The organism is Mesorhizobium sp. M9A.F.Ca.ET.002.03.1.2 (assembly GCF_003952365.1).
Lineage (GTDB): Bacteria > Pseudomonadota > Alphaproteobacteria > Rhizobiales > Rhizobiaceae > Mesorhizobium.
This window is the reverse complement of sequence record NZ_CP034443.1, coordinates 4,353,619-4,378,940: the sequence shown is the minus strand read 5'-3', so window position 1 is coordinate 4,378,940 and position 25,322 is coordinate 4,353,619. Positions and strand designations below refer to the sequence as shown.

Here is a 25,322-nt window from a genome sequence, read left to right as displayed (position 1 = left end):
GTTTCACGAAACTCGGCCCGCAATTCGATCAACCGGTCAGCGACCGGGAAGACCTTCCCGTGGGAATTTACCGATACTCAAAAATCGACCTGAAAATTCCAGGCGCGATTACCGACAGCGGATTGACGTCCAGTTTCGGCTTGTTGGCGTCGCCCCTGAGCCGGTAGGTCACGCCGATCAGGCCGCGGTCGCGGCCGTTGCCGAGCAGCGCGCCGAACAGCGGCAGCTCGCCGAAGATGCGGTTGAGGCCATAGACCGGCATGAACGTGCCGGTCAGGTCCATGTTGTTGTCCTGGTCGTAGAGCGTGCCCTGGAAAGTGGTGCCGATGCGTGGGCCGCTCAGCACGCCATTGGCCAGCTTGAGATAGCCGGTGCCCTTTTCGATCTCGGAAAAGCCGCGCTCGAACTGCACTCTCGACGTGTCGATGTTTGCTTTGACGGCTTCGTTGAGGCTGCGGCTGTCGCCCGCCGGCGTCGTTGATACGAGCGAGGCGAGTTTCGGCTCGTTGACGACGAAGAAATTGCGCGAGTCGACCTGGCCCTTCATCGGTCCATCGCTTGCCCCGGCGAGCGCCAGGGTGATCGAACCGCCCTCCATATGCTCGTAGATGTTGAGGAAGCGCAGGATGGCGCCGGCATCGGCCGACGTCATGTTGAGAGCACGCCTGCCGTCGCCGGTCGTATTGCTGATCTTTATGGCGGCGCCCGAACTTGCCGTGGCGCTCACCTTGAGCCCGTTCACCCTGGAGCCGGCGGCGCTGTAGTCGAGCTTCAGGTTCGACAGCGTCTCGTTGTGGAAGCCGGTCAGCGAATTGACATCGGCGCTGACGGAAATGGCGCCGGAACCGGTGGCCTTGGTGGCAGTGTCGACGTCGGAGGTGAATTGCCTGATCAGCGAGCGCGCGTCCAGCGCGTTGCCGTTGATGTCGATCGCATAGCCCTTACCCGATCGTTTCACCGACACGGCGACGTCGTCCCCCCGATTCAACCTGACCTTGGCGAACCGCGCCGAGGACAGCGCGCCGCCGACCAGCGCTACGTCGCCGTCGATCGAAAAAGTCTTTCCATTCAGCTCGAAGTCGGACAGCGTCGTGGTGTCGCCGGACCTGGTCATGGCAAAGCTGACGTTGGCGGGGATGCCGGGTCCCTTGCTCCAGCCTGCCCAGGGAATGTTCAGCCTGGCATTGGTCAGGTCCGCCGAAACAGCCTCACTGCTGCCGCCGCTCTTGTCGACCGCAACCTTGATGGTTCCGGAAAGCAGCGCCGACAAGCCAGGCATGGCGGTCGCACGCGTCTTGTCGTCGAGCACCAGCGCCACTTTCCGGCTGCGTGGCGGCCCGCCGTCTCTCAGTGGCTCGACCAGGTCGAGCTCGGCTGGAAGACCGTTCAGCAGCGCCTTGGCGGAAATCACGGCCCTATCGGGCTGAACAGTGATCGAACCGTCGGCATCCGTCACCGTCTGGCCCTCGAACGGCTTGCCCAGCGACAGCCCCTTGTAGTCCAGCGCCACCAGCCAATCGAGTTTCGACGAATCCACGCCGGATTGCAGCGGGATGTCCGCCTTAACGTGGCCGGTCACCGTGCCGGACAGGTCGTCCGGCAGCAGGCCGACATGGCGCATGGCGTTGATCGGCTCGTAGGAGGCGAGCTCGGCGATTGCAGACGCCTCGCCGGCAACGTCGATGTCGAGCGCGCCGATCACCGGCGGGCGGTTGGCCGCCTTGACCGTCATCGTGCCATTGCTTGCCGCCACCGTGCGGCCGCTGGCCATATAGACGCTGCCCGACGACAAGGCGATGTCGACATCGTTGCCGTGGAATTCGACAACGCCCACGGCATCGCGTATCGGCGGAATTTGACCGGCCGTATCGAAGCGCGATCCTTCGATCTGAAAACGGCCGAACACTTCATCCGATGAAAGCGGGATGCCATTGCCCAGGCGCCCCGGCACGACCTGGAACTGCAGGCTGGCGTCGACGACGCGGCCGCCGAACAGGTTCTTCAGCACCCAAAGGCGGGCCTTGCCCGCAGAAAACCAGGGCCACAACTGCTTGACATGCGAGACCGGCATGTCGTGAACGTTGAAGGCAACAGATATGCCCGGCACCTTTCCCCTAGCGAATGCGACCGAAGCCGTACCCAGCGCCTCGCTGGCGGACCCGGACCTGATCCCGATCTGCTCGGCCACGAGCTTATGGCTCCTAGTCTGGTAGACGCCGGCGACGCGGGCGATGAAATCGAGCGCGGGTTCGGACGATTCCGAAGGCGCCAGCGTCGAACGGTCGCTGGTCAGGTCGTAGCGATAGGACGGCTCCTCGCCCGCTGTTCCAGTCGCCGGCTTCGGCCCGATCGAACCGGCGAAATCGAATGTCGAGCGACCCGTCCTCACCTGCAGCCGGTCAACCTGGATCTTGTTGGCGCCGGCGACAAGCGTCGCATCGAGATCGACGTCGGCCGAAAGCTCCCCGGCACGCGGGCCGAAATCGAGCACGGAACCGGCGAGCGACACCGACGCCGTCAGCCGCGACGCGTTCTCGCCGGATCCTTCCGATCCCGCCAGCTTCAAGGCAATCGCACCCGTCTTCCCGCCTGCCGCTGCCGCGGCCGCGTCGGCCTCCGCGATCTCGACGTTGGCATCCAACGCCGTTACGCGCCGCGTCGTCGTATCGCGGGAGGCTGAGGCAGCGATGGTGAGCGCCTTGCCGTCGATATCCGCATCCGATGAAAACTTCATGCCGCCCGGCCCCGACTGCGCAACGGTGGCATCGGTGATCCTGACCAATTTGACCGACCCGGCCTCGGGCAGGACGAGGTCGACATTGCTGAGGTCGATCCGGCGCATCTGATCCTCCTGCACCGTGTCGAGCGCGTGATTGATGTTGGAGAAGACCGCATCGGCCAGTCTTTCCGGATCGATGAGACCGTCCTCATTGCGCAGCGCCACCGTCCAGTCGCCACCCGACGGCATCGCCGCCATCACGATGCGCGCGTCGGAAATCCTGGCGCTGGTGAGCCGCACCTCGCCCGAAAGCAGCGGCATCAGCCGCATGCCGAAGCGGACCCGCCCGGCATCGGCCATCGGCTTGCCGTCGGCGGTCTTGAGGCTGACGTCGCTGACCTGCAGCGCGATGAAGCTCGATCCGTCGAGCGTGAGGCGGGCCGGCCCGACCGCAACATCGACGTCGACGCCGGCCAATTTCTCGATAGCCGTCTCCGCTTCGGCCCGCAGCCGCTCGGCGCCGAAACCGGACATGCCGATCACATACACGGCGACAGCGGCCAGCAGCACAAGGGCGATCAGGCCGGCAAACAGCCGCGCAAGAACACGAACGCCGCGGCCGATCGACGCCTGGCCGAGCGGCGGTACGCGGCACGCGGACGGGAAGGCCCCCAGGTCGGTGATCTCGTCACGCCTGAATCTGATCTTCTCGTGCTGCGGCTGCTCCTGATCCACACAATTTTCCGTTGAACGAACTCGACCGTGGACGAATCCCGATTTGACATTATATCGATGCGGCTTGGCGCGTAACCACAAACAAGGGCATCGATATGGCTGATCTCGACATGGGCGATCCCGCGCCGCAATTCGACCTTCCCCGCGACGGCGGCGGATCGCTCAGCCTCGCGGAATTACTGGGAAGGCCGGTCGTGCTTTACTTCTATCCGCAGGACGACACCACAGGCTGCACCAATGAGGCGATCGGCTTTTCGCAGCTGAAGCCGGAATTCGAGAAGGCCGGCGCCATTGTGATCGGCCTGTCGCCGGACAGCGTCCGCAAGCACGACAAATTCAAATCGAAACATGGCCTCACCGTCGACCTTGTCGCCGACGAAGAGCGCAAGGTGATCGAAGCCTACGGCCTGTGGGTCGAGAAGAAGCTTTACGGCCGCCGCTATATGGGTGTCGAGCGCGCCACCTTCCTGATAGGCAGCGACGGACGGATTGCCAGGATTTGGCGCAACGTTCGCGTCAAGGGCCATGCCGAGGCGGTGCTGGAAGCCGTCCGCGCGCTTTGACGGTGACGCCGGCAGCAGCCTGAAAGCCTCGTGTGAATGGTGAGGCGCCGAAATCTGCACCTCGTGTCCTCACGCCAATTCGGCTGCAACCCATGGGCTGCAAGGCGTTGCGCGCAAGCAACCGACCGTTAACCTTAATGATGTGTAATGAGGCTTGTCGTTGGTGTCGTAACGAAAGCTTGGTCCCGTGAACGCAGCCGGTCAGTCAACAGTCTTTGGCAGGCGCAAGGAGCCCCACACGGTCATTATCGCCCGGGGCAACGAGATAAGGCATTTCACGATACGGCCATGGGTGGCCGCGTTTTGCGGCTCCGCGCTGGCGGCGATGACGATAGGCTATCTGCTGGCGACCTCCTACCTCGTGCTGCGCGACGACCTGATCGGCGCGACCACGGCGCGGCAGGCGCGCATGCAGCAGGCCTATGAGGACCGCATCTCCGCGCTGCGAGCCCAGGTCGACCGGATCACCAGCCGCCAGTTGCTCGACCAGCAGCTCATGGAAACCAAGGTTGGCGAACTGTTGGAACGACAGAGCCAGCTCAGCCTGCGCCATGGCCGCCTCGGCCCGATACTCGAACGCGCCGGGAGCGACGTCGGAACGCCACCCGCCGCGGGCCCTGCTGCTGCGTCCGCAAAGCCCGACCAACGCGCCGACGCGACCGACGCCCAGCCGCAGGCCTATTCGGTCGCCAGCGTCGGCGCCAATTTTGGCGGCGATACCCCGCCGTTCTCCTTGTGGTCGACCCGCTCCGATCCGGCGCCGAGCAACACGGCGGCCGATCGTGCCGACAAGCTCTTCGTGTCGATCAACGAGTCGCTCAAAGCCATTGAAAGCCAGCAGCTCACCCGCATCACCGCGCTTGCCGACAACGCCTACAGAAACGCCGATGCGATTTCACAGGCGCTCGAATCGGCAGGCCTGCCGGTCGACAGTGACTTCGGCAAGAGCGATGCCGGCGGCCCGCTCATACCGCTCGACAGCTCGATGGTGTTCGACAGCAAGGTAAGAGAACTCGACGAGGCGCTGGACGCGCTCGACCGCCTGAAGACGGAGGCGCGACGGCTGCCGCTCGCCAATCCCGCCCCCGGCCGCTCCGTCACCAGCCCGTTTGGCGTACGCACCGACCCGCTCCTCGGCACTGCGGCGTTGCATTCGGGGATGGATTTCAGGGCGCCGACCGGCATGCCTGCCAAGGTCACGGCGCCTGGCGTCGTCGTCAAGGCCGGCTGGAACGGCGGCTATGGCCGCATGGTCGAGGTCGACCATGGCAACGGCTTTGCAACGCGCTACGGGCATCTCAGCAAGATCAGCGTGACCGTCGGTGAAAGGCTCGACGCCGGCGATGTCATCGGCAAGACCGGCAGCAGCGGCCGTTCGACCGGCCCGCATCTGCATTACGAGGTCCGCCACAATGGCGAAGCCATCGACCCGCTGCGCTTCCTGAGGGTCGGCAAGAAGGTCGCGCAGTATCTTTAGCGGCTCTAGTAGCCCGCCGGCGAAGTCGAGTAGGCTTAGGCCAACCTCGAGGTTGCGACTTGCAAACAGTATTTATTTTTGAATTCCATTTGACTGAATAAATCTTTGGTGCGAACCTCATGCCTCCTAGGGGCGCAAGAGATGGCACTGCGGGGGACCAATCAGGAATTCGGGCGGCCTTACAACAGGCGCATCGTGCTTGAATCCATCCGCCTTCACGGTCCGATCGCCCGTGGCGACATTGCCAGGCGGGTCGGGCTCACCGTGCAGACGGTATCGACCATCGTTCGCGAGTTGGAGGAGCACGGCTATGTCCTATCCACGCGCGAAGAGCCGCGAGGGCGCGGGCTGCCTCCGGCGACCCTGCGGATCAACCCGGAAGGCGGCTATGCCGTCGGCATCCACGTCACCCCCTCGGGATCAATGCAGCGCTGATCAATCTAAGCGGAGACGTGATCGAGAGCACCTACCGCGAAGCCCCCAACGCAACGCCCGATCATGCCTTCGACCTCATCGGCGCGATGGTGCTCGAGTTGACCGGACTGCGGCCTGGCGGTCGCGTTCTCGGCATCGGCATGGCGCTGCCCGGCCCTTTCGGCGTGGAGTCGATGAGCTTTATCGGCCCGACGACGATGGCCGGCTGGAAAGACGTGGCGCTTCGGGAACGGTTGGAAGCCTCGACCGGGCTGCCCGCATTTTTCGAAACCGACATGGCGGCTGCCGCCATGGGCGAGCGCCTGTACGGCCTCGGAGCAGGATATTCCGAATTCTACTATCTTTATTTCGGGGTCGGCCTCGGCGGCGTCATGGTTCATGACGGAAGCGCCTTGCGCGGCGCCTGGGGAAATGCCGGCGAGATCGGACACATCCCTGTGGTGCCGGGTGGCGAACCTTGCCCTTGCGGCAATCGCGGCTGCCTCGAACGATACCTCTCGCTCGAAGCGCTGCGGCGCCGCAACGTCGGCGACGCCGAATGGGTTGATGAAGTCGGTCCGATCTTCCGCAACGCCATCACCATCATCGAGAACCTGTTCGATCCCGAAACCATTATCCTCGGCGGACTGGCGTCCACCGATCTGCTTGAACGGCTGGCTGGTTCGGCTGCGAACCTTCCCAACTCGGTCTCGGCGCGAGGAGACCGCACGACGCCCCGTGTCACCGTCGCACGCGGTGGACAGCATGCGGTGTTGCGCGGGGCCGCGGCCCTTGCTGTCTCCGGCGTGCTTTCGCCACGCTTCGGCCAGATATTCACGACCGAACGCGAACGCGGGCGCGATCTCCTGCAAAGCAAGGGGATCGCGGCATGAGCGGAGCTCAGCCTGGCATGATCGGAGCTCAGCCTGGCATGAGCGAACCTCTGCTGGTGCTTGACAACGTCACCAAGAACTATGGCGCGATCGAAGCGCTCAAGGGGATCAGCTTCTCGATCGGCAAGGGCGAGGTGGTGGCGCTTCTGGGCGACAACGGCGCCGGCAAATCCACATTGGTCAAGATCATCGCCGGCGGGCTGGAGCCGACCTCTGGCCGCATGCTGTTCGAGGGACGAGAATTCCTGGCCAAATCTCCCGCCGAGGCCAAGGCCGCGGGGATCGAGACGGTCTACCAGGACCTTTCACTTTGCACCAATGTCGACGTGGTGGCCAATTTCTTCATGGGCCGTGAGATCACCAGGAAATTTCTTGGCGTTCCCGTGCTCGACGAACCCGCCATGGAGCAGGTGGTCAAAAAAGCCCTCGCCAGTGCCGGCACACGCATCCCTTCGCTCAGAACCAATGTCGAGCATCTCTCGGGCGGCCAGCGCCAGGCGATCGAGCTCAATCGGTTCGTGCATTTTGGCGGCAAGCTCGTGCTTCTCGACGAGCCGTTCGCGGCACTCGGTGTCGAGCAGACGCGGCGCGGTCTCGACATGATCCGCCAGGTGGCGAGCCAGGGCATCGGCGTCGTCATCATCACCCATATCATGCAGCAGGCCTTCCAGGTCGCCGACCGGATCGTGGTGATCCGGCAGGGCGTCGTGGCGGGCGATGTCGCACGCAATAAAACAAGTCCCGATGCGGTGATCAACATGATCACCGGTGAGACGCTTGCCGGTGCCGGACCGGCAAGCTGAGGGACAAATGAGGGGTCCGGCGCAAGAGGAGCGAACGACATGAAGAAAATACTTCTTTCCGTCTTCGGTATCCTGGCACTGGCCTTTGCCACGCTCACGCCGGCATTCGCCCAGTCCAAGGGCACCGTCTACTATATGGTTCCGACATTGCTCGACGAATTCCAGACCGGCTCGGTAAGCGCTCTGGAATTGTTCCTGAAGCAGGTCGGCTACGAGATGAAGACGCTGAACGCCGATAACAAGACCGACGCTCAGCAATCGCAGATGAACGACGTCATCGCGCTGAAGCCGTCGGCGATCATTCTCGCCGCCGTCGATTTCAATGCCCTGAAACCGTCCATCGAGGCAGCGCGCGCCGCCGGCATCCCGGTTGTCGAATTCGACCGCCAGATCACCTCGACCCCGTCAGACTTCACGTCGGTGGCGGGAACCGTCGAGATCGGCCATGTCGCAGCTGGTCAGACCGAGAAGCTCTTGAAGGCGAAGAACGGGTCGGTGAAAGGCAAGATCCTCCAGGTGCTCGGCGATCCTGGCGATCCCTACACGCTCGACATCCAGAAGGGTTTCGAGGAGAAGATGAAGGCGTTCCCGGACGTCACCATCATCTCGGTTCCGGCCATGCAATGGGAAGCCAGCAATGCCGGCACCATCGTTGCGGACCAGATGCTCGCCAACCCGGACATCGATCTGATCTTCAGCCACGCCGCCCATCTCTCGGTCGCAGCCGTCGCCTCGCTCGAGGCCGCCGGCAAGAAGCCGGGCGACGTCATGCTGATGAGTTCGAACGGCGCGCCGGTCGGCCTCGACCTGATCCGCAAGGGTTGGCTCAACGTCGAAGTCGAGCAGCCGCTTTACGCCCAGGCCGCCGCCGTCGCCATGTTCATGGACAAGGTCGTCAACAAGCAGGAGATCAAGCCGGGTGAATACGAAGTGCTCGGCCTGAAGTCGACCGTGACCACGGAAGCCTGGGGGCCGAACATCAAGATCCCCGGCGCTGCGATCACCAAGGAAAACGTCGACAATCCGGCCTTCTGGGGCAATATGAAGCCACCCTCCGACACCGTGAAGCCGGTCGAATAGCCATGTCGCCTAGTGCTCCGGGCCACGCCGGCCCGGAGCCCATACTCTGCAGGTCCGGGCGTCCGAACGGACGCGCAGGGGACGTTGCAGCGATTTCAATCCGCGCATGATCCCGAGAATCGATTGATTTTCGGGGGCCACGCGCCAGCCGGATCAGCATATGAATCCCCGCACGCGCCACGCCCTGGAGTTCGTCCTCGACAACCTCGTCTGGTTCATGCTGGTCTTCGTGCTGGTGGTCTTCTCCATCTTCGTTCCGAATTACTTCCAGCTCGGCATATTCGCCAACATCGTCGAGGCGTCGAGCGTGCTCGGCGTCATGTCGATCGGTCTGGCGCTCGTCATCATCACCGGACACATGGACCTGTCGGTCGAATCCGTGGCGGCGCTCAGCGCCATGGCGGTCGGCATCCTGTTCTGCTCGGCAGGTATCGGCCTTGGCGTCCAACTGCACCCCGAATGGCTGATGGTCCCGGTTTCGCTGCTGCTTGCCTTGACCGTCGGCGGCATCATCGGCGTCATCAACGGCTACCTGGTCGTGAAGGTGAAGATGAGCGCTTTCATCATTACGCTCGCGTCCTACATCTGGGTGCGCGGCCTCGTGCTGGTTATTTCGGGCGGCCGCTCCGCACAGGATCTTGCGCCGGCGATCCGCTGGTTCGGCATTCAGCGCCTGCTTGGCTTGCCGCTCACCGCGTGGATCGCCATTGCGTGTTTCGTCGTCTTCTCGCTGATCATGGCCAAGACACCCTTCGGCAGGCATCTCGTCATGATCGGCGGCAACGAGACGGCAACCTTCCGCGCCGGCATCCGCGTGAACCGCAACCTCGTCATCGCCTTCGTTCTTGCCGGAGCGATCGCCGGCCTCGCCGGCTGGCTGCTAGCAATCCGCACGTCGGGCGCCACGGCCAATCTCGGCGTCGGCCTGCTGTTCAACGCCTTCGCCGCCGTCGTCATCGGCGGTGTCAGCCTGAAGGGCGGCGTCGGCACCTTGCCCGGCGTCTATGCCGGCGTGCTGTTGCTGTCGTCCATCAACACGGCAATCAACCTCATGGGTCTTCCGGCCAACTTCACCCAGGTGATCCACGGCCTGCTCGTGCTTGCCGCCGTGCTGCTCGATGCTTTCAAGCAAACCATACGCCAGAGGCTGGCATGACCGGGCGTCTCGAAGAGAAGGTCGCGCTGATCGTCGGCAGTGCGCGCGGCATCGGCAAGGGCATAGCACAACGCTTCGCCGAGGAGGGTGCGAAGCTGGTCCTGGCCGATACCGAAATCGAGGCAGGGCAAGCGACCGCGGACGAGCTCGGCGCTGCCTTCATTGGCACCGACATCTCGCGGATGGCGGATGCGGAGGCCGCCGTCGCCCTGGCGCTCGACCGTCACGGCCGTCTCGACATCCTGGTCCAGAATGCCGGCATCTATCCCTGGCAGCTCATCGAGAACACCAGTCCGGACGATTGGGACCGGGTCATGGCCGTCAATCTGCGCGGCACCTTCAATGCAACGCTTGCAGCACTTGCGCCGATGAAGGCGCAACGCTTCGGGCGCATGCTCTACACCTCGTCCATCACCGGCCCGCACGTCACCAGCCCCGGCCACGGCCACTATGCCGCCAGCAAAGCGGGCATCAACGGCTTCATCCGCTCGGCGGCGCTCGAATTCTCCGGCTACGGCATCACCGTCAATGGCGTCGAGCCCGGCAACATCCTCACCGAAGCAATCCAGCTGCATCGCGGCGCGGCCTACATCAAGAACATGGAAGACTCCATCCCGCTCGGCCGGCTCGGCAGCCCGCGAGACGTGGCCAATGCCTTCCTGTTCCTCGCTTCGGACGACGCCAGCTACATCACCGGCACGACCATCGTCGTCGACGGCGGGCAGCTGCTGCCCGAAGGCAAGGATTTCCGGCTGCTGCCGCCATGACCTTCGATTTCGGCGACGGCTTTTTCCTGCGCCAGGCAACAGCGGCCGATCATGCAGCACCCGCCATGATCTGCCTCAAGAGGACGTGGCTTTGCGATCATTGGCATCATGAGATGGTTCGTCCGTAGCGACGAGTTGGGCGTTGACGAAGGTGAAAGGTGTGGTGCGTGACCGAGACGGTTCTCTATTTCGCCTACGGATCAAACATGGACATTCGCCAGATGACCGAGCGCTGTCCCGGTGCCGAAGTCGTGGGCACGGGTTATTTGCCAGGCCATGCCCTGTGTTTTCCCAGGATGTCTGTGAAACGCAATTGCGGAGTGTCGTCGGCGGAACCACTGGAAGGGGCCGAAGTCTGGGGCGCCGTCTACCGCTTGACGGCCTTCGACCTGGCTCTGCTCGATCAGAAGGAAGGCTACCAGCCGGGCCGGAACAGGAACCTGAACAGCTACACTCGGCTTCCCGTAACGGTGACGATGAATGGCGTGGCAACCGAAATGCAGACCTACTTTGCCGAACGGCAAGCAGGGACGTTTTTGCCGGACACGGCCTACCTCAGGCATATTCGGGATGGCGCCAGACATCACAAGCTGCCAGATGACTATTTGGCCCGGCTTGAGGCGCTGGCCTCAAGCCAAGAGGCTTGACTGCTTGTGCAGGCGAACGGCCAGAGCAACGTCGGTCGCATAGTGGCGGTAATTGGTGGGCGATGACGGGCTCGAACCGCCGACATCTTCGGTGTAAACGAAGCGCTCTACCAACTGAGCTAATCGCCCGCTCCGGGCCGGAGCTTTAAGCAGTTAGGACAGGCTTCGCAAGGCCAAATGAGCGCGCGATGCCCTCGCCGCCGACTGGTTTCGGCAACAAAGTTCGGCTTGTCAAAAAACCTTCTCCTGTTTGCTGTTATGCTGTCACGGTGCGCTTGACACCCAGTGGCGAACCCCTTATCCACCGCCCAACGACGAACACGGCAAACACGTGCTCGTCTGTGCGCGGGTGTAGCTCAGTCGGTTAGAGTGCCGGCCTGTCACGCCGGAGGTCGCGGGTTCGAGCCCCGTCACTCGCGCCATTTCTCAATCACTTGGCCGGTTGGGTGGATGAAGACTCTGAATGCCGGACCGGCAGTTCAGAGTGCTGCTGTTGCCGATCGGCCTATGTTGCCGGCCAGCCTTGCCGATCTCGCACAACCTCCTTATGTCTAGTTGCAAGGGGATGGAGTCCCCCAAAACCGTCCGCAAGGGCTGATGACTCCTGCCGCGTGGAGACGCGCGGTGGGAGCCGGACGATTGGACCGACCCGCCGCGCCGCGGGTTTTTTGGTGCCCGAACTCCACGCACCCGCAATTGCCGGTCCGGCCGGAAGGAGTGTGCGATGGAAAAGGTCTGGCTGGTTTCGAAGCGCGGCGATGAGCTGCCGGCAAAGCCATCGTAGCCATCGGTATTCCGAAGCATGAAGGACATTCTCGAAGGCTTGGTGTGGATCATTCTGGGCAGCGCTGTCGGCGGCCCAGCCCGGTACTTCGTGTCCGGTTTGGTCGGCCGGCACATCGGCGAGACGTTTCCCTGGGGCACAATGGTGACCAATGTCAGTGGCGCCTTCGTCATCGGGCTGCTCGCCGCAGCGGCGATCGACGGGACGTTGCCGACGCCTGCCGCCTGGCAATTCGCCGTCACCGGATTTCTTGGCAGCTACACCACCGTTTCCTCGTTCAGCGTGCAAACGCTGGCACTCGTTCGCGATGGCCAGTTCCTCCGGGCCGGCGGCAACGTGATCTTGTCTCTCATTCTCTGTCTGTCTGCGGTGGCGCTCGGATATGCGGTCGGCTCCATCATGTTGGGTGCGGGCGTATGAAGCGAACCGAGGAAATCCAGGCTGAGTCCTTGCCATCATCGCACCCAGGCAACGCCCGACGGTGGGCAGTCCCTGAGGCCGTGAAGCTCTATCTGATCGTTTCGGCCGGCTCCGTCATCGGCAGTGTTCTGCGCGCCCTTGCGTCGATCGGCACCCTCGCCTGGCTTGGTCCTGGTTTCCCCTGGGGCACCTTGCTCGTGAATGTCATCGGTTCGTTCGTCATCGGCTTCTATGCGACGCTGACCGGTCCGGGCGGACGTGTCTTCGCCGGGACGCGCCAGCGCCAGTTCGTCATGACCGGAATTTGCGGCGGGTTCACCACTTTTTCGATGTTCAGTTACGAAACGTTCCGTTTCGTACAGACAGGCAGCTGGCCGATGGCAGGACTGAACGTCGGCGTCTCGATCACGACCTGGCTCGTTGCAGTGTGGCTCGGCCACATGGTCGCATCGCGTCTCAACCGGTTGGGAGGAGTTTGAACCATGCAGATACCAAGACAGGCGGTGCTTTTGCGCATTTTCATTGGCGAGGATGACAGGGACGACGGTCACCCGCTCTACGAATCAATTGTGCTCAAGGCCCGCGAAATGGACCTGGCGGGCGCGACGGTGTTGCGGGGCGCCATGGGCTTCGGCCATTCGAGCCTGCTGCACACGGCAAAAATCCTCAGGCTTTCGGAAGACCTGCCGCTGATTGTCGAGATCGTCGACAGCGAGGACAAGATCAATGGCTTCCTGCCCGTGCTCGAAACGATCATGAGCAGCGGCCTGGTGACGTTGGAGAAGGTCCAGGTGCTGCAATATGGCGTAGATCGAAATTGACATACCCCATCTCCGGCACCGCGGACGTGCTGCCAGGGCCTGATAGAGCGGGATGCGTTCAGACCGGACGGCGTTCCGTGCAGCTTCAGGTCCGGGACCGATCTCACCCCCTGGCGAGCAAGGCCTCGACCTCCTCCAGCGTCGGCATCGACGGCGCCGTGCCGGGCCGCGTCACCGAGATGCCGGCGACGGCGCAGGCGAAGCGGACCGCCTGCAGCGGTTCCACCCCTCTCGCAAGTGCTGCAGCAAGGCCGCCATTGAAGGCATCGCCTGCCCCGGTCGTCTCGACCACAGGGCCGGCGTTGACCGCGTCGATATGGTCGGAGCGCCTTGCGTCATGCAGCAGCGCGCCCTTGTCGCCGAGCGTCACAATGACCGCGCCGACGCCCTTTTCGAGCAGATTGTCGGCGGCGCGGCGGGCGTCGTCGATGGAGGAAACCTTGATGCCGGTCAGTTCCTCGGCCTCGGTCTCGTTGGGCGTGACATAGTCGCAGAGCGCATAGATGCGGTCAGGCAGGCTTGCCGCCGGCGCCGGGTTGAGGATGGTCGTCACCCCTGCCCCGCGCGCGATCTCCAGCGCCCGCAGCGCCGCCCCGATCGGCTGTTCGAGCTGGGTGACGAAGACGCCGGCCGAGCGGATCAGGCTGGCATGCGCCTCGATGTCATCGGGCGAAATCAGCATGGCGGCACCGGGACTGACGATGATGGCGTTGTTGCCGGTCGTCTCCTCGACGAAAATATAGGCCGCCCCCGTGTAACTCTCCGGCGTATCGATGACAGCGCTCTTCACGCCAGCCTGCGCCCAGGTCTGCCTGGCCATGTCGGCAAAGGGATCGAGGCCAAGGCGCGTCAGGAAGGTGATGTCGGCGCCGAGCCGGCCGGCCGCGACCGCCTGATTGGAGCCCTTGCCGCCCGGGCCAAGCGTAAAGGAGGTGCCCAGGATGGTTTCGCCCATGCGCGGCTGGCGGGCGGCGCGGTAGGCGGTGTCGGCGACAAAGACGCCCAATATGACGACAGGCTTGCCTGGCATGCCGCTACTCCGCATCCGGCGGCACGACACCCTTGCGGAAGGCGAAACAGCCATAGAAGCGGCGCTCGCCGGTCTGGATGACGCAATAGGACTTCTTGGCGCGCTCGTAGAAGGCGTAGCGCTCGACCGAGATCATCGGCCAGGCCTTGCCCTCCGCGGCGTCGATCTCTCTTTGCACTTCCGTCTGTACGGGTGGAATCTCATCCGGCTTGCCGACGATCTCCATGCGGGCGGCCGCGTCGTCGACGAAATTATCCAGCGGATAGAGCGACAGCACCGCCTTGACCACATCCGCGGCCGGCGCGTCGATGCGCAACAGCTTGCCGAGCACGGTCTGGCGCGCCACCGAATCGGACGGGAAGTTGGTGTCGGCGATGATCAAATCGTCGCCGTGGCCCATCGCCCGCAGCGCCTGGAGCACGTCGGCGTTGAGCAGCGGATCGATTCCTTTGAGCATGGCATTCCTCCCGAACGGGTTCTTTTTGATGAAAAATCAGAGCCGGCGGCCGGTCTCTGCGTCGAAGAGATGGACCTGGTCAAGCCGGGGTTTCAGGTGCAGCGTGTCGCCGGGCTTGAAGTCGTGGCGCTCACGGAACAGCGCCACCATCTCGCCGTCGCCGAAGCGCAGGAACACCAGCGTCTCAGAACCGGTCGGCTCGACCACCGAAATCTTCGCAGGCACGCCGTCAGGGTGGATTTCGAGATGCTCGGGCCGCACGCCGTAGACGACATTGCGCCCGTCCTCCACGGCGCTGCTCGCGGCAATCGGGAACGGCGCTCCCGATATTTCGACGACTGGCTTGTCGCCCTTGCGCACGACACCCCTAAGCAGATTCATCGACGGCGAACCGATGAAGCCGGCGACGAACAGATTGGCCGGCCGGTCGAACAGTTCCAGTGGGGCGCCGACCTGCTCGATGCGGCCGTCGCGCATCACCACGATCTTGTCGGCCATGGTCATGGCTTCGATCTGGTCGTGCGTGACATAAATGGTGGTGGTCTTCAGCCGCTGGTGCAGTTCCTTGATCTCGGTGCGCATCTGGACACGCAGCTTTGCGTCGAGATTCGACAGCGGCTCATCGAACAGGAACACCTGCGGGTTGCGCACGATGGCGCGGCCCATGGCGACGCGCTGGCGCTGCCCGCCCGAAAGCTGGCGCGGATAGCGCTTGAGATAGGGGTTGAGGTCGAGGATGTCGGCGGCGCGCTTGACCCGCTCTTTGACCACCGCCGGGTCGGTCTTGCGCAGCTTCAGCGCAAAGGCCATGTTCTGCTCGACCGTCTTGTGCGGATAGAGCGCGTAATTCTGGAACACCATGGCGATATCGCGCTTGGCCGGCGGCAGATGGTTGACGACACGGTCGCCGATGGCAATCGTGCCGCCCGAAACGGTTTCCAGCCCCGCCACCATCCTGAGCAACGTGGACTTGCCGCATCCCGAAGGACCGACCAGCACCACGAATTGCCCGTCGGCGATGTCGACGCTGACATCGTGCAGGACCTTGACGGTTCCGAACGCCTTGGCCACATTGCTGATCGCGACTTGAGCCATTGGCCCCCCTTTCGTTGCGGTGAAGCTAAACAACGCAAACGGCTAGAGCAAGTCGGTCTCTTATAGATAAAAACCCATTCTCGTTGACACCGCACTTGGTTGTGAGAATAGTGAAACGGCTCGGGTTATGACCCTGTTCCGAGCGCGCCGGCACGCTAGTCGGACCACGGAAATCGAAGCGTCGCGGGAGGGAAAATTGGGCCGCTAATTCTAGGAGCCGCTGTCGTTGGGGAACACGTCCAGCGCTCCAAACATCCGAACGATCACCGTTGAAATTCTGGGAGGAATAAATGAAAGTCAGCCTTTACAACCAATTCATGCGCGCGGGTGCAACCCGGCGCGATATCCTCAAAGGAGCGGCCAGCATGGCCGCGATCGCGGCGGCATCCGGCGCCGGGCTTGGCGCGCTGACGCGCCCGGCTTCCGCCGCAAGCGAGCTGCGCGCGCAGATTCTGCAGATCCCCGGCGTCGGCAAGGGCCAGCCGACCGATGCCGACTTCCAGCAGGTCGGCGAGCTTTGCCTGGAGGCGACCAAGGCCAATGTCAAGGAAGGCGAATTCGCCGGCGTCCAACTCACCTTCATGGGGCTCAACAACCAGAACCTGCACAATGTGCTGTTTCGCGGTTTCCTGAAGCCGTGGGAGACCTATACCGGCGCCAAGATCAACTGGATCGACCTGGCGCAGGCGGACTACAATGCCCGCCTGCAGCAGTCGATCGCCACCGGCACCGTCGATTTCGACATCATCGAGATGGGCGCGCCGTTCGAGGGCGATGTCTGCGGCAAGGGCCTGACCTCCGAAATGCCGGACTGGGTCAAGGACCAGATCGACATGAAGGACGTCGTGGCCTATCTGCAGCCGCCTGTCGGCACCTGGGACGGCAAGCAGTACCGCGTGACCGTCGACGGCGACGCCCACAACTTCAACTACCGCACCGACGTGTTCGCCGATGCCGACCTCGCCGCGGCGTGGAAGGACAGCGGCGGTGGAGGAGAATGGGGCGTGCCGAAGACCTGGCAGCAGGTGCAGGCCGTGACCAAGTTCCTCAAGGGCAAGCAGTTCCAGGGCCAGGACGTGTTCGGCTATCTCGACGCGCCCAAGGCCTGGGGCGGCTTCGGCTTCTACTTCCTCGGCAGCCGCGCCAGCGCCTATGCCAAGCATCCCGACGACAAGGCCTGGCTGTTCGACGCCGACACGATGAAGCCGCGCATCAACAATCCGGCCTGGGTGCGGGCGATCCAGGACGTGATCGACGCGCTGCCTTCCGAGCCTGCCGACCAGATCAATGCCGACCCGAACACCACCGCCTTCCAGCAGTTCCTGGCCGGCACCGGTTCGATGGTCACCTGGTGGGGCGACGTCGGTTCCAACGTCAAGACCAACGATTCGTCGGTCGTCGGCGACCTCACCGGCTTCTCGATCCTGCCGGGCTCGGATGACGTCTACAATTCCAAGACCGGCCAGTGGGACAAGCTCGCCAGCGGCCCGAACTATGCGCCGAACTGCGCCTATCTCGGCTGGGGCGTGTACGTCATGGCGCGCGTCGATAGCGACGAAAAGAAAAAGAAGGCGGCATGGTCGGCCGCGGCCCATCTCGGCGGCAAGGACCTGTCGCTCTGGTGCGCGGCGTATCCGTCCGGCTTCCAGCCCTACCGCAACTCGCATTTCGACATTCCGGAATGGGTGGCGGCCGGTTACGACGAGGCGTTCATCACCTCGTATCTGAAGTCGGAGGCCGACAGCTACAACCATCCGAACGCCGCGATCGAGCCGCGCATCCCCGGCATCTTCCAATATTACAGCGCCGCCGAGGACATCCTTGCCAACACATTCGCCGGCAAGATGACGGCGCAGGAAGGCGCCGACGCCATCGCAGCCGCCTGGGAGAAGCTGACCGACCAGATCGGCCGCGAAAACCAGGTCAAGCTCTACAAGGCCTCTCTGGGCATGTAGGCTGAAACCACAGTGAACCGTGGTCCGGCGACGCGAAGCCGCCGGACCGCAGCTTGACCGGCCAGCCGGTCATAGAAGCCTTCAGTGAACGGACGAGACGCGTGGCTGACCAGACTTTGCCCACGAAGGCGTGGCCGGCAAACGCCGCTCCATCCGATCTGATACCGCCGGGCCGCAAGCGGCTCGGCAGGGCTTTGATGGCCGTCGCGACGCTCGGCCTGCTGGCGGTGATCGCAGTTCAGATCCTGTACAAGACAGAGGTCAACACCATCGGCTTCGAGACCTGGCGGCCGGTGGTCTATGCCTATGTGCTGTGGGGCGTTGCGCTCGGCGTCGGCCAAGTGCTGACGCGCGGCGAAGACGGCCAACGCGCGCTGTTCCTGCTGCCGGCGCTGCTGTTCACCATCGCCATGGTGATCTTCCCGACTCTGTTCGGCTTCTACATCGCGCTCACCGACTGGAACCTCAGTTCCTTCTCCGGCAGGAAGTTCAACGGGCTCGACAATTTCTGGCAGATGGTGGCCGATCCCTACTACCGCAACGCGCTGTTCAACATGGTGCTCTATGTGCTCGCCGTGCTGGTGGAGTACGTCATAGCCTTCGGCCTCGCCCTGCTGCTCAACGCACAGATCCGGGCGCGCAAATTCTTCCGCGTGGTCTTCCTCATGCCGTTGATGCTGTCGCCGGTCGCCGTGTCGTGGATGATCGGCAAGTCGCTGATGGAATACCGGTTCGGACCGGCCGCGGCGCTGGCGCGCCAGCTCGGCTGGGAGAACCCGGCCTTCTTCTCGAATCCGATCACCGCACGCATCTCGATCATGGTGCTCGATGCCTGGACCTTCATCCCGTTCATGATGATCATGCTGCTCGCCGGCCTTCAGGCGATGTCGCGCGAAGTGCTCGAGGCCGCCAGGGTGGACGGCGCCAACGCCTGGCAGACCTTCTGGCAGGTCACCTTCCCGCTGATGCTGCCGGTGTCGGTAACGGCGATCATCCTGCGCATCATCTTCAAGCTGAAGCTTGCCGACATCATCATCACCGTCACCTCGGGCGGCCCGGGCGGCGCGACCGATTCCGTGTCGAGCTTCATCTATCGCGAGTATCGCGACCGTTCGAATGTCGGCTACGGCACCATGCTGGCGATGGCCTACCTCATCATCATCATCGTGTTCGTGACGTGGCTGTTGAAATTTGCCAACCGCTTCGTGCGCAACGTCAACTGATTGGGGCGGCGACATGAGCGTTCAGACCACCGACTATGCCGCTTCCGAAATCCGCTCGCCGGCGAGCTTTGTCGCCAACCGCGTCTTCATCTACGGCGCGCTGGTGTTCTGGGCCTTCATCTGCCTGTTCCCCATCTACTGGACGATAACCACCTCGTTCAAGACCGCGGTCGACGTCACCCAAGGCCATCTCATTCCGTTCGTCGACTTCCAGCCCGACTGGAAGGGCTGGCGCTCGCTCGGCCTGTCGCCGGATTCTATCTTCCGGGTGTCGACGGTGCGCGACGAGTTCATCAAACGCTTCATGAACTCGGTCGTCACCTCGGTCGGCGCATCGAGCCTCGCCATCGTCATCGGCAGCCTCGCCGCCTACGGCCTCACCCGCTACCGCTACAGATTCGCCTGGTTCAAGAATGAGGACATCTCCTTCTTCTTCCTGTCGCAGCTGATCCTGCCGCCGGTGGTGCTCGCTTTGCCCTTTCTCGTGCTTTACCGCGAAGTCGGCATGCTCGACACGCGCATCGGGCTGATCCTGCTCTACACGCTGATGGTGCTGCCGATTGTCATCTGGATCATGCGCGACCAGTTCAATTCGATCCCGGTCGAGCTGGAGGAAGCCGCCCTCGTCGACGGCCTGTCGATCTGGGGCGCCTTCTTCCGCATTGTCATGCCGATCGCGCTGCCGGGCATGGTCGCCGCCTTCATCCTGGCGATGGTGCTGTGCTGGAACGAGTATTTCTTCGCCGCCCTGCTGACCTCGACCGACGCCAAGACCATTCCGGTCATGGTGGCGAGCCAGACCGGCTCGCAAGGCATCAACTGGTGGTCGATGGCAGCACTCGCCACCGCCGCCATCACGCCGCTTGCGGTCATCGGCATCGCGCTGGAGCGCTATCTGATCATGGGCATGACGGCGGGTGCGGTGAAATAAACGATTGATCCTCGCAGCTTCGTCTTCCCTTCGAATGCCGCGACTGTGAATAGCCTTGTGATGCTGGCGGGACAGAGTGGGGCGCAGGATCGCTACGGCTTTCTTTCTGAGCCCCTTGCAGCTCGAAATGGAGCATTAGCGCGACAATATCGCCCGCAAATGCTCGAGGATCATGGCGACGCCCCTTTGCCCCAGCTCCGCCGACGCGTCTTTGGCGGTCGCCGTATACCAGCTCTTGTTGTCGGCGAAGTGGCCGGCGTCCACCGCTTCCGGGCATAGCGCCAGCATCAGCGACGTCTCGCCGATGCCGGCATGATCGAACGGATATTGGCCGTTCATCGTGGCCGGCATCAGCGAATGCACCTGCACCCAGTTGAAGAAATTGGCGCCCTGCTCGGCATAGTAGCTGGCCATTGTCTCCGAGCCCCACCAGCCCTCGCCGCGCTCCTTCTCGAGAAAGCGGAAGATCGCCTGGCGGCCAGCGGTCTTGAAGGCGAGATCGGTCGGCATGCCGGCGGCAAAGTTCTCGGTCTGGTGGTGAATGATGGCGTGGATGTTGCGGAAGCCGATGCGCAGCAGGCTGTAGAACAGCTCTTCGCCGAACGGTGCCAGCGCATTGCCGCCGACTTGCACCGAGCCATTGCCCTCCGGCGGCGCCACCGCGTAGCTCGCCGCGCCGTAGTAGAAGGGTGGCAGGATGACGATGTCGGCTTCCCTTTCGAACAGTTCCAGGATCTTGACCACCGCCAGTGTGTCCATGCCGACGGCCATGTGCTCGCCATGGTATTCGAGCACGCCGAGCGGGAGCACGACCGGCCAGTTCTCGGCGATCGCCTTGCGGATCTGGTGCGGCAGCATCAGTTCGTAGCGCATGGCGCAATCCTGAACAGATCTGTGTTGGTATTCGTCATCATGGCGGGCCACCAGCTTGCCGGCATCAAAGCCCGTCCGGATTTTTTGGTCACATCTTCCCCGAACAGCTTGTTTTTGCTCATGCTATCACCGCGAAAATCCGTGTCCAACGGTCGCGAATGCTTTTGATGTGCCACTGGCATGATAGTGTCGGGGCAAATGCGAAAATGAGGAACGGCAGGACATGAAGACACGGCATTTCGATCGCATCGGCAATGGCGGCATCGCGTTCACGGAACTCGGCTTCGGCACGGCGCCGCTCGGCAACCTCTACCGCGCCGTCTCCGACGAGAACGCCAACGCCACGCTGGAGGCGGCATGGCAGGTCGGCTGCCGTTACTACGACACCGCGCCGCTCTACGGGCTCGGCCTGTCGGAAACACGGCTCAATCCGTTCCTGCGCTCGAAAAAGCGCGACGACTATGTGCTGTCGAGCAAGGTCGGCCGCATCATGCGCGCCTGCCCGCCGGACCAACGCACCGGCATCGGCAAATTCTTCGACACGCCGTCGCGCCGAGAGGTCTACGACTACAGCTATGATGGCGTCATGCGCTCGTTCGAAGCCTCGCTGGAACGCCTCGGCGTCGATCGCATCGACATCCTTTTCGTGCATGATGTCGACATCTTCACGCACGGCAGCAAGGAGGCCTCGGATCAACGCATCGAAGAGTTCATGCGCTCGGGCTATTATGGGCTGCTTGCCCTGCGCGACCAGGGCGTCATCAAGGCGTTCGGCGGCGGCATCAACGAATGGCCAGTTGCCCAGACACTCGCCGAGCGTGGCGACTTCGACCTTTTCCTGCTTGCCGGGCGCTATACGCTGCTGGAGCAGGAAGCGCTGCAATCCTTCCTGCCGCTATGCCAGAAGCGCGGCATCGGCATCGTTCTCGGCGGGCCTTATAATTCCGGCATCCTGGCAACCGGGCCGAAGCCCGGCGCCTTCTACAATTATTCCGAGGCGCCGCAGGACATCATCGACCGCGTCACACGCATCGAGGCCGTCTGCAAACGCCACGGCGTGCGCCTGATCGAGGCGGCGCTGCAATTTCCGCTGCTGCACCCTTCGGTCGTGTCGGTGATCCCCGGCGGCCAGCGGCCGAGCGAGGTCGAAAGCAACCGGTCGCTGCTCGACGCGAAGCTGCCATCGGAACTCTGGGCCGATCTCAAGAAGGAAGGGCTGCTACGCGCGGATGCGCCGACGGCATAGGGCGTGTCGAGCTTCAGGTGATGCGGCCTGACCTGAATCTCAACACACCCGGCAGGACGCATAAAAAGAAAAGCCGGGCATGCCCGGCTTTTCTGATCTCTGAAAAGGGTAAGAAGGCGCTTAGTTTACTGCGTCCTTGAGGCCCTTGCCGGCCGAAAACTTCGGCACGGTGCGCGCCGGAATCTTCACTTCCGCACCGGTCTGCGGGTTGCGGCCGGTCGACGCGGCGCGTTTTGACACGGTGAAATTTCCGAAGCCGACAAGCCGGACATCGCCGCCCTTCTTCAGTTCGCCGGTGATCACGGAAAACACCGCATCGACCGCCGACTGCGCGTCACCCTTCGAAATACTCGCGGCATCGGCGACAGCGGACACCAGTTCGTTCTTGTTCATAAAAATTCCCTTCCATGAGAAAACCGGAACATAACGACTCGTCCGGCAGGAAACGGACTTTAGAAAGAAGCGCTTCTGCAACCAAGTCGAAAAGCGCCAAAAAAATCGAAAAAAGCCCGGAATTCCGGGGTTTTTCACATGAAAAAGCCGGGCTCGGGACCCGGCTCTCTCTTTGTGCATTGCAACTTTAGCAATAGCTAACGCATGACCCCGAAAACCGGTTTCGGTTTTCGCTGCGGACATGCGCAGACTCAAAGGCGTTAGAGCGTCCTTTGCGCGTCCAATTGGACGCGCGGCGCTCTAATGAGCAAGCGACTTGCCGGCGTCGTCTCCGGCGTCCACGGTAGCCGGCGCATTGACCGGTTCGGCCCACTCGATCGGCTCCGGCATGCGCACCAGCGCATGACGCAGCACCTCGCCGACTCGCGAGACCGGAATGATCTCCATACCGCTCTTCACGTTGTCCGGAATCTCCGCCAGATCCTTGGCGTTCTCTTCCGGGATCAGCACCTTCTTGATGCCGCCGCGAAGTGCTGCAAGCAGCTTCTCCTTGAGCCCGCCGATCGGCAGCACCCTGCCGCGCAGCGTGATCTCGCCGGTCATCGCGACATCGGCCTTGACCGGGATGCCGGTCAGCACCGAGACGATCGCCGTCGCCATCGCCACACCCGCCGACGGTCCGTCCTTGGGGGTAGCCCCCTCCGGCACGTGGACGTGGATGTCGCGCTTGTCGAACAGCGGCGGCTCGACGCCGAAATCGATAGCCCGCGAGCGGACATAGGAGGCCGCCGCAGAGATCGATTCCTTCATCACGTCGCGCAGATTGCCGGTCACTGTCATGCGGCCCTTGCCGGGCATCATGACGCCTTCCACCGTCAGCAGCTCGCCGCCGACTTCCGTCCAGGCAAGCCCGGTGACGACGCCGACCTGATCGTCCGCCTCGACCTGACCGAAGCGGAAGCGCGGAACACCAAGGTAATCGGCGAGATTGTCCGCCGTGATGTTGATCGTCTTCTTTTTCGTCTTCAGGATCTCGGTCACCGCCTTGCGGCCGAGCTTCATCAGCTCGCGCTCCAGGCTCCTGACGCCCGCTTCACGGGTGTAGGTCTGAATGATGCCGCGGATCGCGTCCTCGCCGACGGAGAACTCCTTCGGCTGCAGCGCGTGATCGCGGATCACCTTGGGCATCAGGTGGCGCTTGGCGATCTCGACCTTCTCGTCCTCGGTGTAGCCGGCGATACGGATGATCTCCATGCGGTCCATCAAGGGCGCAGGGATGTTCAACGTGTTCGCCGTCGTCACGAACATCACGCTCGACAGGTCGTATTCGACCTCGAGGTAGTGGTCCATGAACGTCGAGTTCTGCTCGGGATCGAGCACCTCGAGCAAGGCCGATGACGGGTCGCCGCGGAAATCCTGGCCCATCTTGTCGATCTCGTCGAGCAGGAAGAGCGGATTGGATTTCTTCGCCTTCTTCATCGACTGGATGACCTTGCCGGGCATCGAGCCGATATAGGTGCGCCGGTGCCCACGGATCTCGGCCTCGTCGCGCACGCCACCCAGCGCCATGCGGATGAATTCGCGGCCGGTCGCCTTGGCGATCGACTTGCCGAGCGAGGTCTTGCCGACGCCGGGAGGTCCGACGAGGCACAGGATCGGCCCCTTCAGCTTCTTCTGGCGGCTCTGCACGGCGAGGTATTCGACGATGCGGTCCTTGACCTTGTCGAGACCGAAATGGTCGGCGTCGAGCACGTTCTGCGCGTAGGCCAGATCCTGCTTGACCTTGGAGTTCTTGCCCCACGGTATCGACAGGATCCAGTCGAGATAGTTGCGCACGACGGTTGATTCAGCCGACATAGGCGACATCGTCCTGAGCTTCTTCAGTTCGGCTTCCGCCTTTTCGCGGGCCTCCTTGGAGAGCTTGGTCTTCTTGATGCGCGCCTCGATCTCGGCGGCCTCGTCGCGGCCGTCCTCGCCCTCGCCGAGCTCCTTCTGGATCGCCTTCATCTGCTCGTTGAGGTAGTATTCGCGCTGCGTCTTCTCCATCTGGCGCTTGACGCGCGAACGGATGCGCTTCTCAACCTGCAGGACGGAGATTTCGGCTTCCATGAAGCCCATCGCCTTTTCCAGCCGCTCCTTGACCGAAAGCGTGGCCAGCATCTCCTGCTTCTCGGGGATCTTGATGGCAAGATGCGAGGCAACCGTATCGGCGAGCTTGGAGTAGTCGTCGATCTGGCTGGCGGCACCCACCACTTCGGGCGAGATCTTCTTGTTCAGCTTGACGTAGTTCTCGAAGTCGGTGACGACGGACCGGGCCAGCGCCTCGACCTCGACCTCTTCCTCCTCCGGTTCGACCAGCACCGCGGCGCGGGCCTCGTGGAAGTCGGGACGGTCGGTGAACGAGACGATTTTCGCGCGCGAGGCGCCTTCGACCAGCACCTTCACAGTGCCGTCCGGCAGTTTCAGCAATTGCAGCACATTGGCGAGCGTGCCGATGTCAAAGATGGCATCGGACTCGGGATCGTCATCGGCGGCATTCATCTGGGTCGCGAGCAGGATCTGCTTTTCCTGACCCATCACCTCTTCCAGCGCCTTGATCGACTTTTCACGCCCGACAAAGAGCGGAACGATCATGTGCGGGAACACCACGATGTCGCGCAGTGGGAGGACTGCGAAAACGCCGTCGCTGGGAGCCTTGGATATTTTGGCCATTGTCCAACCTTTCATATCGCAGCCGCCAATCGGCCAGCCGCGAATCTCATATTAACGACCGAGGGTCGTTCCGCCTACCACCGTTTGTGACGGGAGTTTTACAGCACAGAATTCGGCACCACGGCCTT

At 62.9% G+C, this 25,322-nt stretch carries 21 protein-coding genes, 2 tRNA genes, 1 pseudogene and 1 riboswitch; of the genes and pseudogenes, 16 read left to right on the top strand and 8 right to left on the bottom strand.

Going from position 1 to position 25,322, the window contains the following annotated elements:
- Nucleotides 1–67: 67 nt before the first annotated feature.
- On the bottom strand, nt 68–3,454 hold the full coding sequence (locus EJ066_RS21055) for a DUF3971 domain-containing protein (protein ID WP_126041292.1): 3,387 nt from the start codon (nt 3,452–3,454) through the stop codon (nt 68–70).
- Nucleotides 3,455–3,549: 95 nt separating this feature from the next.
- Between EJ066_RS21055 and EJ066_RS21050 the strand changes: the two genes are divergently transcribed.
- From EJ066_RS21050 to EJ066_RS21010, 8 genes and pseudogenes are all read left to right on the top strand, one after another.
- Nucleotides 3,550–4,017 (top strand): peroxiredoxin, encoded by a 468-nt coding sequence (locus EJ066_RS21050; RefSeq protein ID WP_126041290.1) that lies wholly within the window; start codon nt 3,550–3,552, stop codon nt 4,015–4,017.
- Nucleotides 4,018–4,204: 187 nt separating this feature from the next.
- On the top strand, nt 4,205–5,494 hold the full coding sequence (locus EJ066_RS21045) for a M23 family metallopeptidase (RefSeq protein ID WP_126041288.1): 1,290 nt from the start codon (nt 4,205–4,207) through the stop codon (nt 5,492–5,494).
- A gap of 141 nt (nt 5,495–5,635) precedes the next feature.
- A pseudogene (locus tag EJ066_RS21040) lies at nt 5,636–6,801 on the top strand (ROK family transcriptional regulator).
- A 38-nt stretch (nt 6,802–6,839) separates the two neighbouring features.
- Nucleotides 6,840–7,604 carry an ATP-binding cassette domain-containing protein gene (locus tag EJ066_RS21035; RefSeq protein WP_126041286.1) on the top strand — a complete coding sequence of 255 codons (765 nt, stop codon included), beginning with the start codon at nt 6,840–6,842 and terminating at the stop codon, nt 7,602–7,604.
- A 39-nt stretch (nt 7,605–7,643) separates the two neighbouring features.
- Nucleotides 7,644–8,684, top strand: coding sequence for a sugar ABC transporter substrate-binding protein (locus tag EJ066_RS21030; protein ID WP_126041284.1), 1,041 nt, complete (start codon nt 7,644–7,646; stop codon nt 8,682–8,684).
- A 160-nt stretch (nt 8,685–8,844) separates the two neighbouring features.
- Nucleotides 8,845–9,840 carry an ABC transporter permease gene (locus EJ066_RS21025; protein ID WP_126041282.1) on the top strand — a complete coding sequence of 332 codons (996 nt, stop codon included), beginning with the start codon at nt 8,845–8,847 and terminating at the stop codon, nt 9,838–9,840.
- Nucleotides 9,837–10,607 (top strand): SDR family oxidoreductase, encoded by a 771-nt coding sequence (locus EJ066_RS21020; protein ID WP_126041281.1) that lies wholly within the window; start codon nt 9,837–9,839, stop codon nt 10,605–10,607. Before EJ066_RS21025 ends, EJ066_RS21020 begins: the two co-directional genes overlap by 4 nt.
- 167 nt (nt 10,608–10,774) lie before the next feature.
- Nucleotides 10,775–11,254: a gamma-glutamylcyclotransferase family protein gene (locus tag EJ066_RS21010; protein ID WP_126041279.1), complete on the top strand. Its 480-nt coding sequence runs from the start codon at nt 10,775–10,777 to the stop codon at nt 11,252–11,254.
- A 53-nt stretch (nt 11,255–11,307) separates the two neighbouring features.
- On the opposite strand, the gene EJ066_RS21005 is transcribed toward EJ066_RS21010, so the two are convergent.
- Nucleotides 11,308–11,383: transfer RNA gene (locus EJ066_RS21005), tRNA-Val, on the bottom strand.
- Between the two features lie 216 nt (nt 11,384–11,599).
- On the opposite strand from EJ066_RS21005, the gene EJ066_RS21000 reads away from it, so the two are divergent.
- From EJ066_RS21000 to EJ066_RS32160, 4 genes are all read left to right on the top strand, one after another.
- Nucleotides 11,600–11,676 (top strand) — tRNA-Asp (locus EJ066_RS21000).
- Between the two features lie 130 nt (nt 11,677–11,806).
- Nucleotides 11,807–11,868, top strand: a riboswitch (Fluoride riboswitch).
- 188 nt (nt 11,869–12,056) lie between these two features.
- Nucleotides 12,057–12,458: a fluoride efflux transporter CrcB gene (crcB, locus tag EJ066_RS20995; protein ID WP_126041277.1), complete on the top strand. Its 402-nt coding sequence runs from the start codon at nt 12,057–12,059 to the stop codon at nt 12,456–12,458.
- An 80-nt stretch (nt 12,459–12,538) separates the two neighbouring features.
- Nucleotides 12,539–12,937: a fluoride efflux transporter CrcB gene (crcB, locus tag EJ066_RS32165; protein ID WP_245454952.1), complete on the top strand. Its 399-nt coding sequence runs from the start codon at nt 12,539–12,541 to the stop codon at nt 12,935–12,937.
- A 3-nt stretch (nt 12,938–12,940) separates the two neighbouring features.
- A complete protein-coding gene (locus EJ066_RS32160; protein WP_245454951.1) occupies nt 12,941–13,279 on the top strand; it encodes a DUF190 domain-containing protein in 339 nt (112 codons plus the stop codon).
- Nucleotides 13,280–13,382: 103 nt separating this feature from the next.
- Here EJ066_RS32160 and rbsK read toward each other — a convergent pair whose 3' ends face one another.
- Genes rbsK through ugpC form a run of 3 tightly spaced genes read right to left on the bottom strand, consistent with a single transcriptional unit; the run spans nt 13,383 to nt 15,861 of the window.
- On the bottom strand, nt 13,383–14,309 hold the full coding sequence (rbsK, locus tag EJ066_RS20985; protein ID WP_126041275.1) for a ribokinase: 927 nt from the start codon (nt 14,307–14,309) through the stop codon (nt 13,383–13,385).
- Between the two features lie 4 nt (nt 14,310–14,313).
- The gene (locus tag EJ066_RS20980; protein ID WP_126041273.1) at nt 14,314–14,766 is read right to left on the bottom strand and encodes an RbsD/FucU family protein; all 453 of its coding nucleotides are present in this window, start codon (nt 14,764–14,766) and stop codon (nt 14,314–14,316) included.
- Between the two features lie 36 nt (nt 14,767–14,802).
- A complete protein-coding gene (ugpC, locus tag EJ066_RS20975) occupies nt 14,803–15,861 on the bottom strand; it encodes a sn-glycerol-3-phosphate ABC transporter ATP-binding protein UgpC (RefSeq protein ID WP_126041271.1) in 1,059 nt (352 codons plus the stop codon).
- Between the two features lie 290 nt (nt 15,862–16,151).
- Between ugpC and EJ066_RS20970 the strand changes: the two genes are divergently transcribed.
- The 3 genes from EJ066_RS20970 to EJ066_RS20960 all read left to right on the top strand — a co-directional run bounded on the left by EJ066_RS20970 (nt 16,152) and on the right by EJ066_RS20960 (nt 19,970).
- Nucleotides 16,152–17,816 (top strand): sugar ABC transporter substrate-binding protein, encoded by a 1,665-nt coding sequence (locus EJ066_RS20970; RefSeq protein WP_126041269.1) that lies wholly within the window; start codon nt 16,152–16,154, stop codon nt 17,814–17,816.
- A 101-nt stretch (nt 17,817–17,917) separates the two neighbouring features.
- Nucleotides 17,918–19,039: a sugar ABC transporter permease gene (locus EJ066_RS20965; protein ID WP_126041267.1), complete on the top strand. Its 1,122-nt coding sequence runs from the start codon at nt 17,918–17,920 to the stop codon at nt 19,037–19,039.
- 13 nt (nt 19,040–19,052) lie between these two features.
- Nucleotides 19,053–19,970 (top strand): carbohydrate ABC transporter permease, encoded by a 918-nt coding sequence (locus EJ066_RS20960; protein WP_126041265.1) that lies wholly within the window; start codon nt 19,053–19,055, stop codon nt 19,968–19,970.
- Nucleotides 19,971–20,105: 135 nt separating this feature from the next.
- Here EJ066_RS20960 and EJ066_RS20955 read toward each other — a convergent pair whose 3' ends face one another.
- Entirely contained in the window at nt 20,106–20,843 is a 738-nt protein-coding gene (locus EJ066_RS20955; protein WP_126041263.1) for a creatininase family protein, read from the bottom strand.
- A 223-nt stretch (nt 20,844–21,066) separates the two neighbouring features.
- Between EJ066_RS20955 and EJ066_RS20950 the strand changes: the two genes are divergently transcribed.
- Complete coding sequence (locus tag EJ066_RS20950; RefSeq protein ID WP_126041261.1) at nt 21,067–22,089, top strand: aldo/keto reductase; 1,023 nt, start codon at nt 21,067–21,069, stop codon at nt 22,087–22,089.
- Nucleotides 22,090–22,209: 120 nt separating this feature from the next.
- On the opposite strand, the gene EJ066_RS20945 is transcribed toward EJ066_RS20950, so the two are convergent.
- Together EJ066_RS20945 and lon are read right to left on the bottom strand one after the other, a co-directional pair.
- On the bottom strand, nt 22,210–22,482 hold the full coding sequence (locus tag EJ066_RS20945; protein WP_006201846.1) for an HU family DNA-binding protein: 273 nt from the start codon (nt 22,480–22,482) through the stop codon (nt 22,210–22,212).
- 300 nt (nt 22,483–22,782) lie between these two features.
- A complete protein-coding gene (lon, locus tag EJ066_RS20940; protein ID WP_126041259.1) occupies nt 22,783–25,194 on the bottom strand; it encodes an endopeptidase La in 2,412 nt (803 codons plus the stop codon).
- Between the last annotated feature and the right edge of the window lie 128 nt (nt 25,195–25,322).

What these genes read in the sequence shown, in the direction of transcription:
- EJ066_RS20980 (WP_126041273.1), bottom strand. Translation starts at nt 14,766, where the DNA reads ATGCTCAAAGGAATCGATCCGCTGCTCAACGCCGACGTGCTCCAGGCG.
- EJ066_RS20945 (WP_006201846.1), bottom strand. Translation starts at nt 22,482, where the DNA reads ATGAACAAGAACGAACTGGTGTCCGCTGTCGCCGATGCCGCGAGTATT.
- ugpC (WP_126041271.1), bottom strand. Translation starts at nt 15,861, where the DNA reads ATGGCTCAAGTCGCGATCAGCAATGTGGCCAAGGCGTTCGGAACCGTC.
- EJ066_RS20960 (WP_126041265.1), top strand. Translation starts at nt 19,053, where the DNA reads ATGAGCGTTCAGACCACCGACTATGCCGCTTCCGAAATCCGCTCGCCG.
- EJ066_RS21030 (WP_126041284.1), top strand. Translation starts at nt 7,644, where the DNA reads ATGAAGAAAATACTTCTTTCCGTCTTCGGTATCCTGGCACTGGCCTTT.
- EJ066_RS20955 (WP_126041263.1), bottom strand. Translation starts at nt 20,843, where the DNA reads ATGCGCTACGAACTGATGCTGCCGCACCAGATCCGCAAGGCGATCGCC.
- lon (WP_126041259.1), bottom strand. Translation starts at nt 25,194, where the DNA reads ATGGCCAAAATATCCAAGGCTCCCAGCGACGGCGTTTTCGCAGTCCTC.
- crcB (WP_126041277.1), top strand. Translation starts at nt 12,057, where the DNA reads ATGAAGGACATTCTCGAAGGCTTGGTGTGGATCATTCTGGGCAGCGCT.
- EJ066_RS20950 (WP_126041261.1), top strand. Translation starts at nt 21,067, where the DNA reads ATGAAGACACGGCATTTCGATCGCATCGGCAATGGCGGCATCGCGTTC.
- rbsK (WP_126041275.1), bottom strand. Translation starts at nt 14,309, where the DNA reads ATGCCAGGCAAGCCTGTCGTCATATTGGGCGTCTTTGTCGCCGACACC.
- EJ066_RS21020 (WP_126041281.1), top strand. Translation starts at nt 9,837, where the DNA reads ATGACCGGGCGTCTCGAAGAGAAGGTCGCGCTGATCGTCGGCAGTGCG.
- EJ066_RS20970 (WP_126041269.1), top strand. Translation starts at nt 16,152, where the DNA reads ATGAAAGTCAGCCTTTACAACCAATTCATGCGCGCGGGTGCAACCCGG.
- EJ066_RS21035 (WP_126041286.1), top strand. Translation starts at nt 6,840, where the DNA reads ATGAGCGAACCTCTGCTGGTGCTTGACAACGTCACCAAGAACTATGGC.
- EJ066_RS21025 (WP_126041282.1), top strand. Translation starts at nt 8,845, where the DNA reads ATGAATCCCCGCACGCGCCACGCCCTGGAGTTCGTCCTCGACAACCTC.
- EJ066_RS32160 (WP_245454951.1), top strand. Translation starts at nt 12,941, where the DNA reads ATGCAGATACCAAGACAGGCGGTGCTTTTGCGCATTTTCATTGGCGAG.
- EJ066_RS21050 (WP_126041290.1), top strand. Translation starts at nt 3,550, where the DNA reads ATGGCTGATCTCGACATGGGCGATCCCGCGCCGCAATTCGACCTTCCC.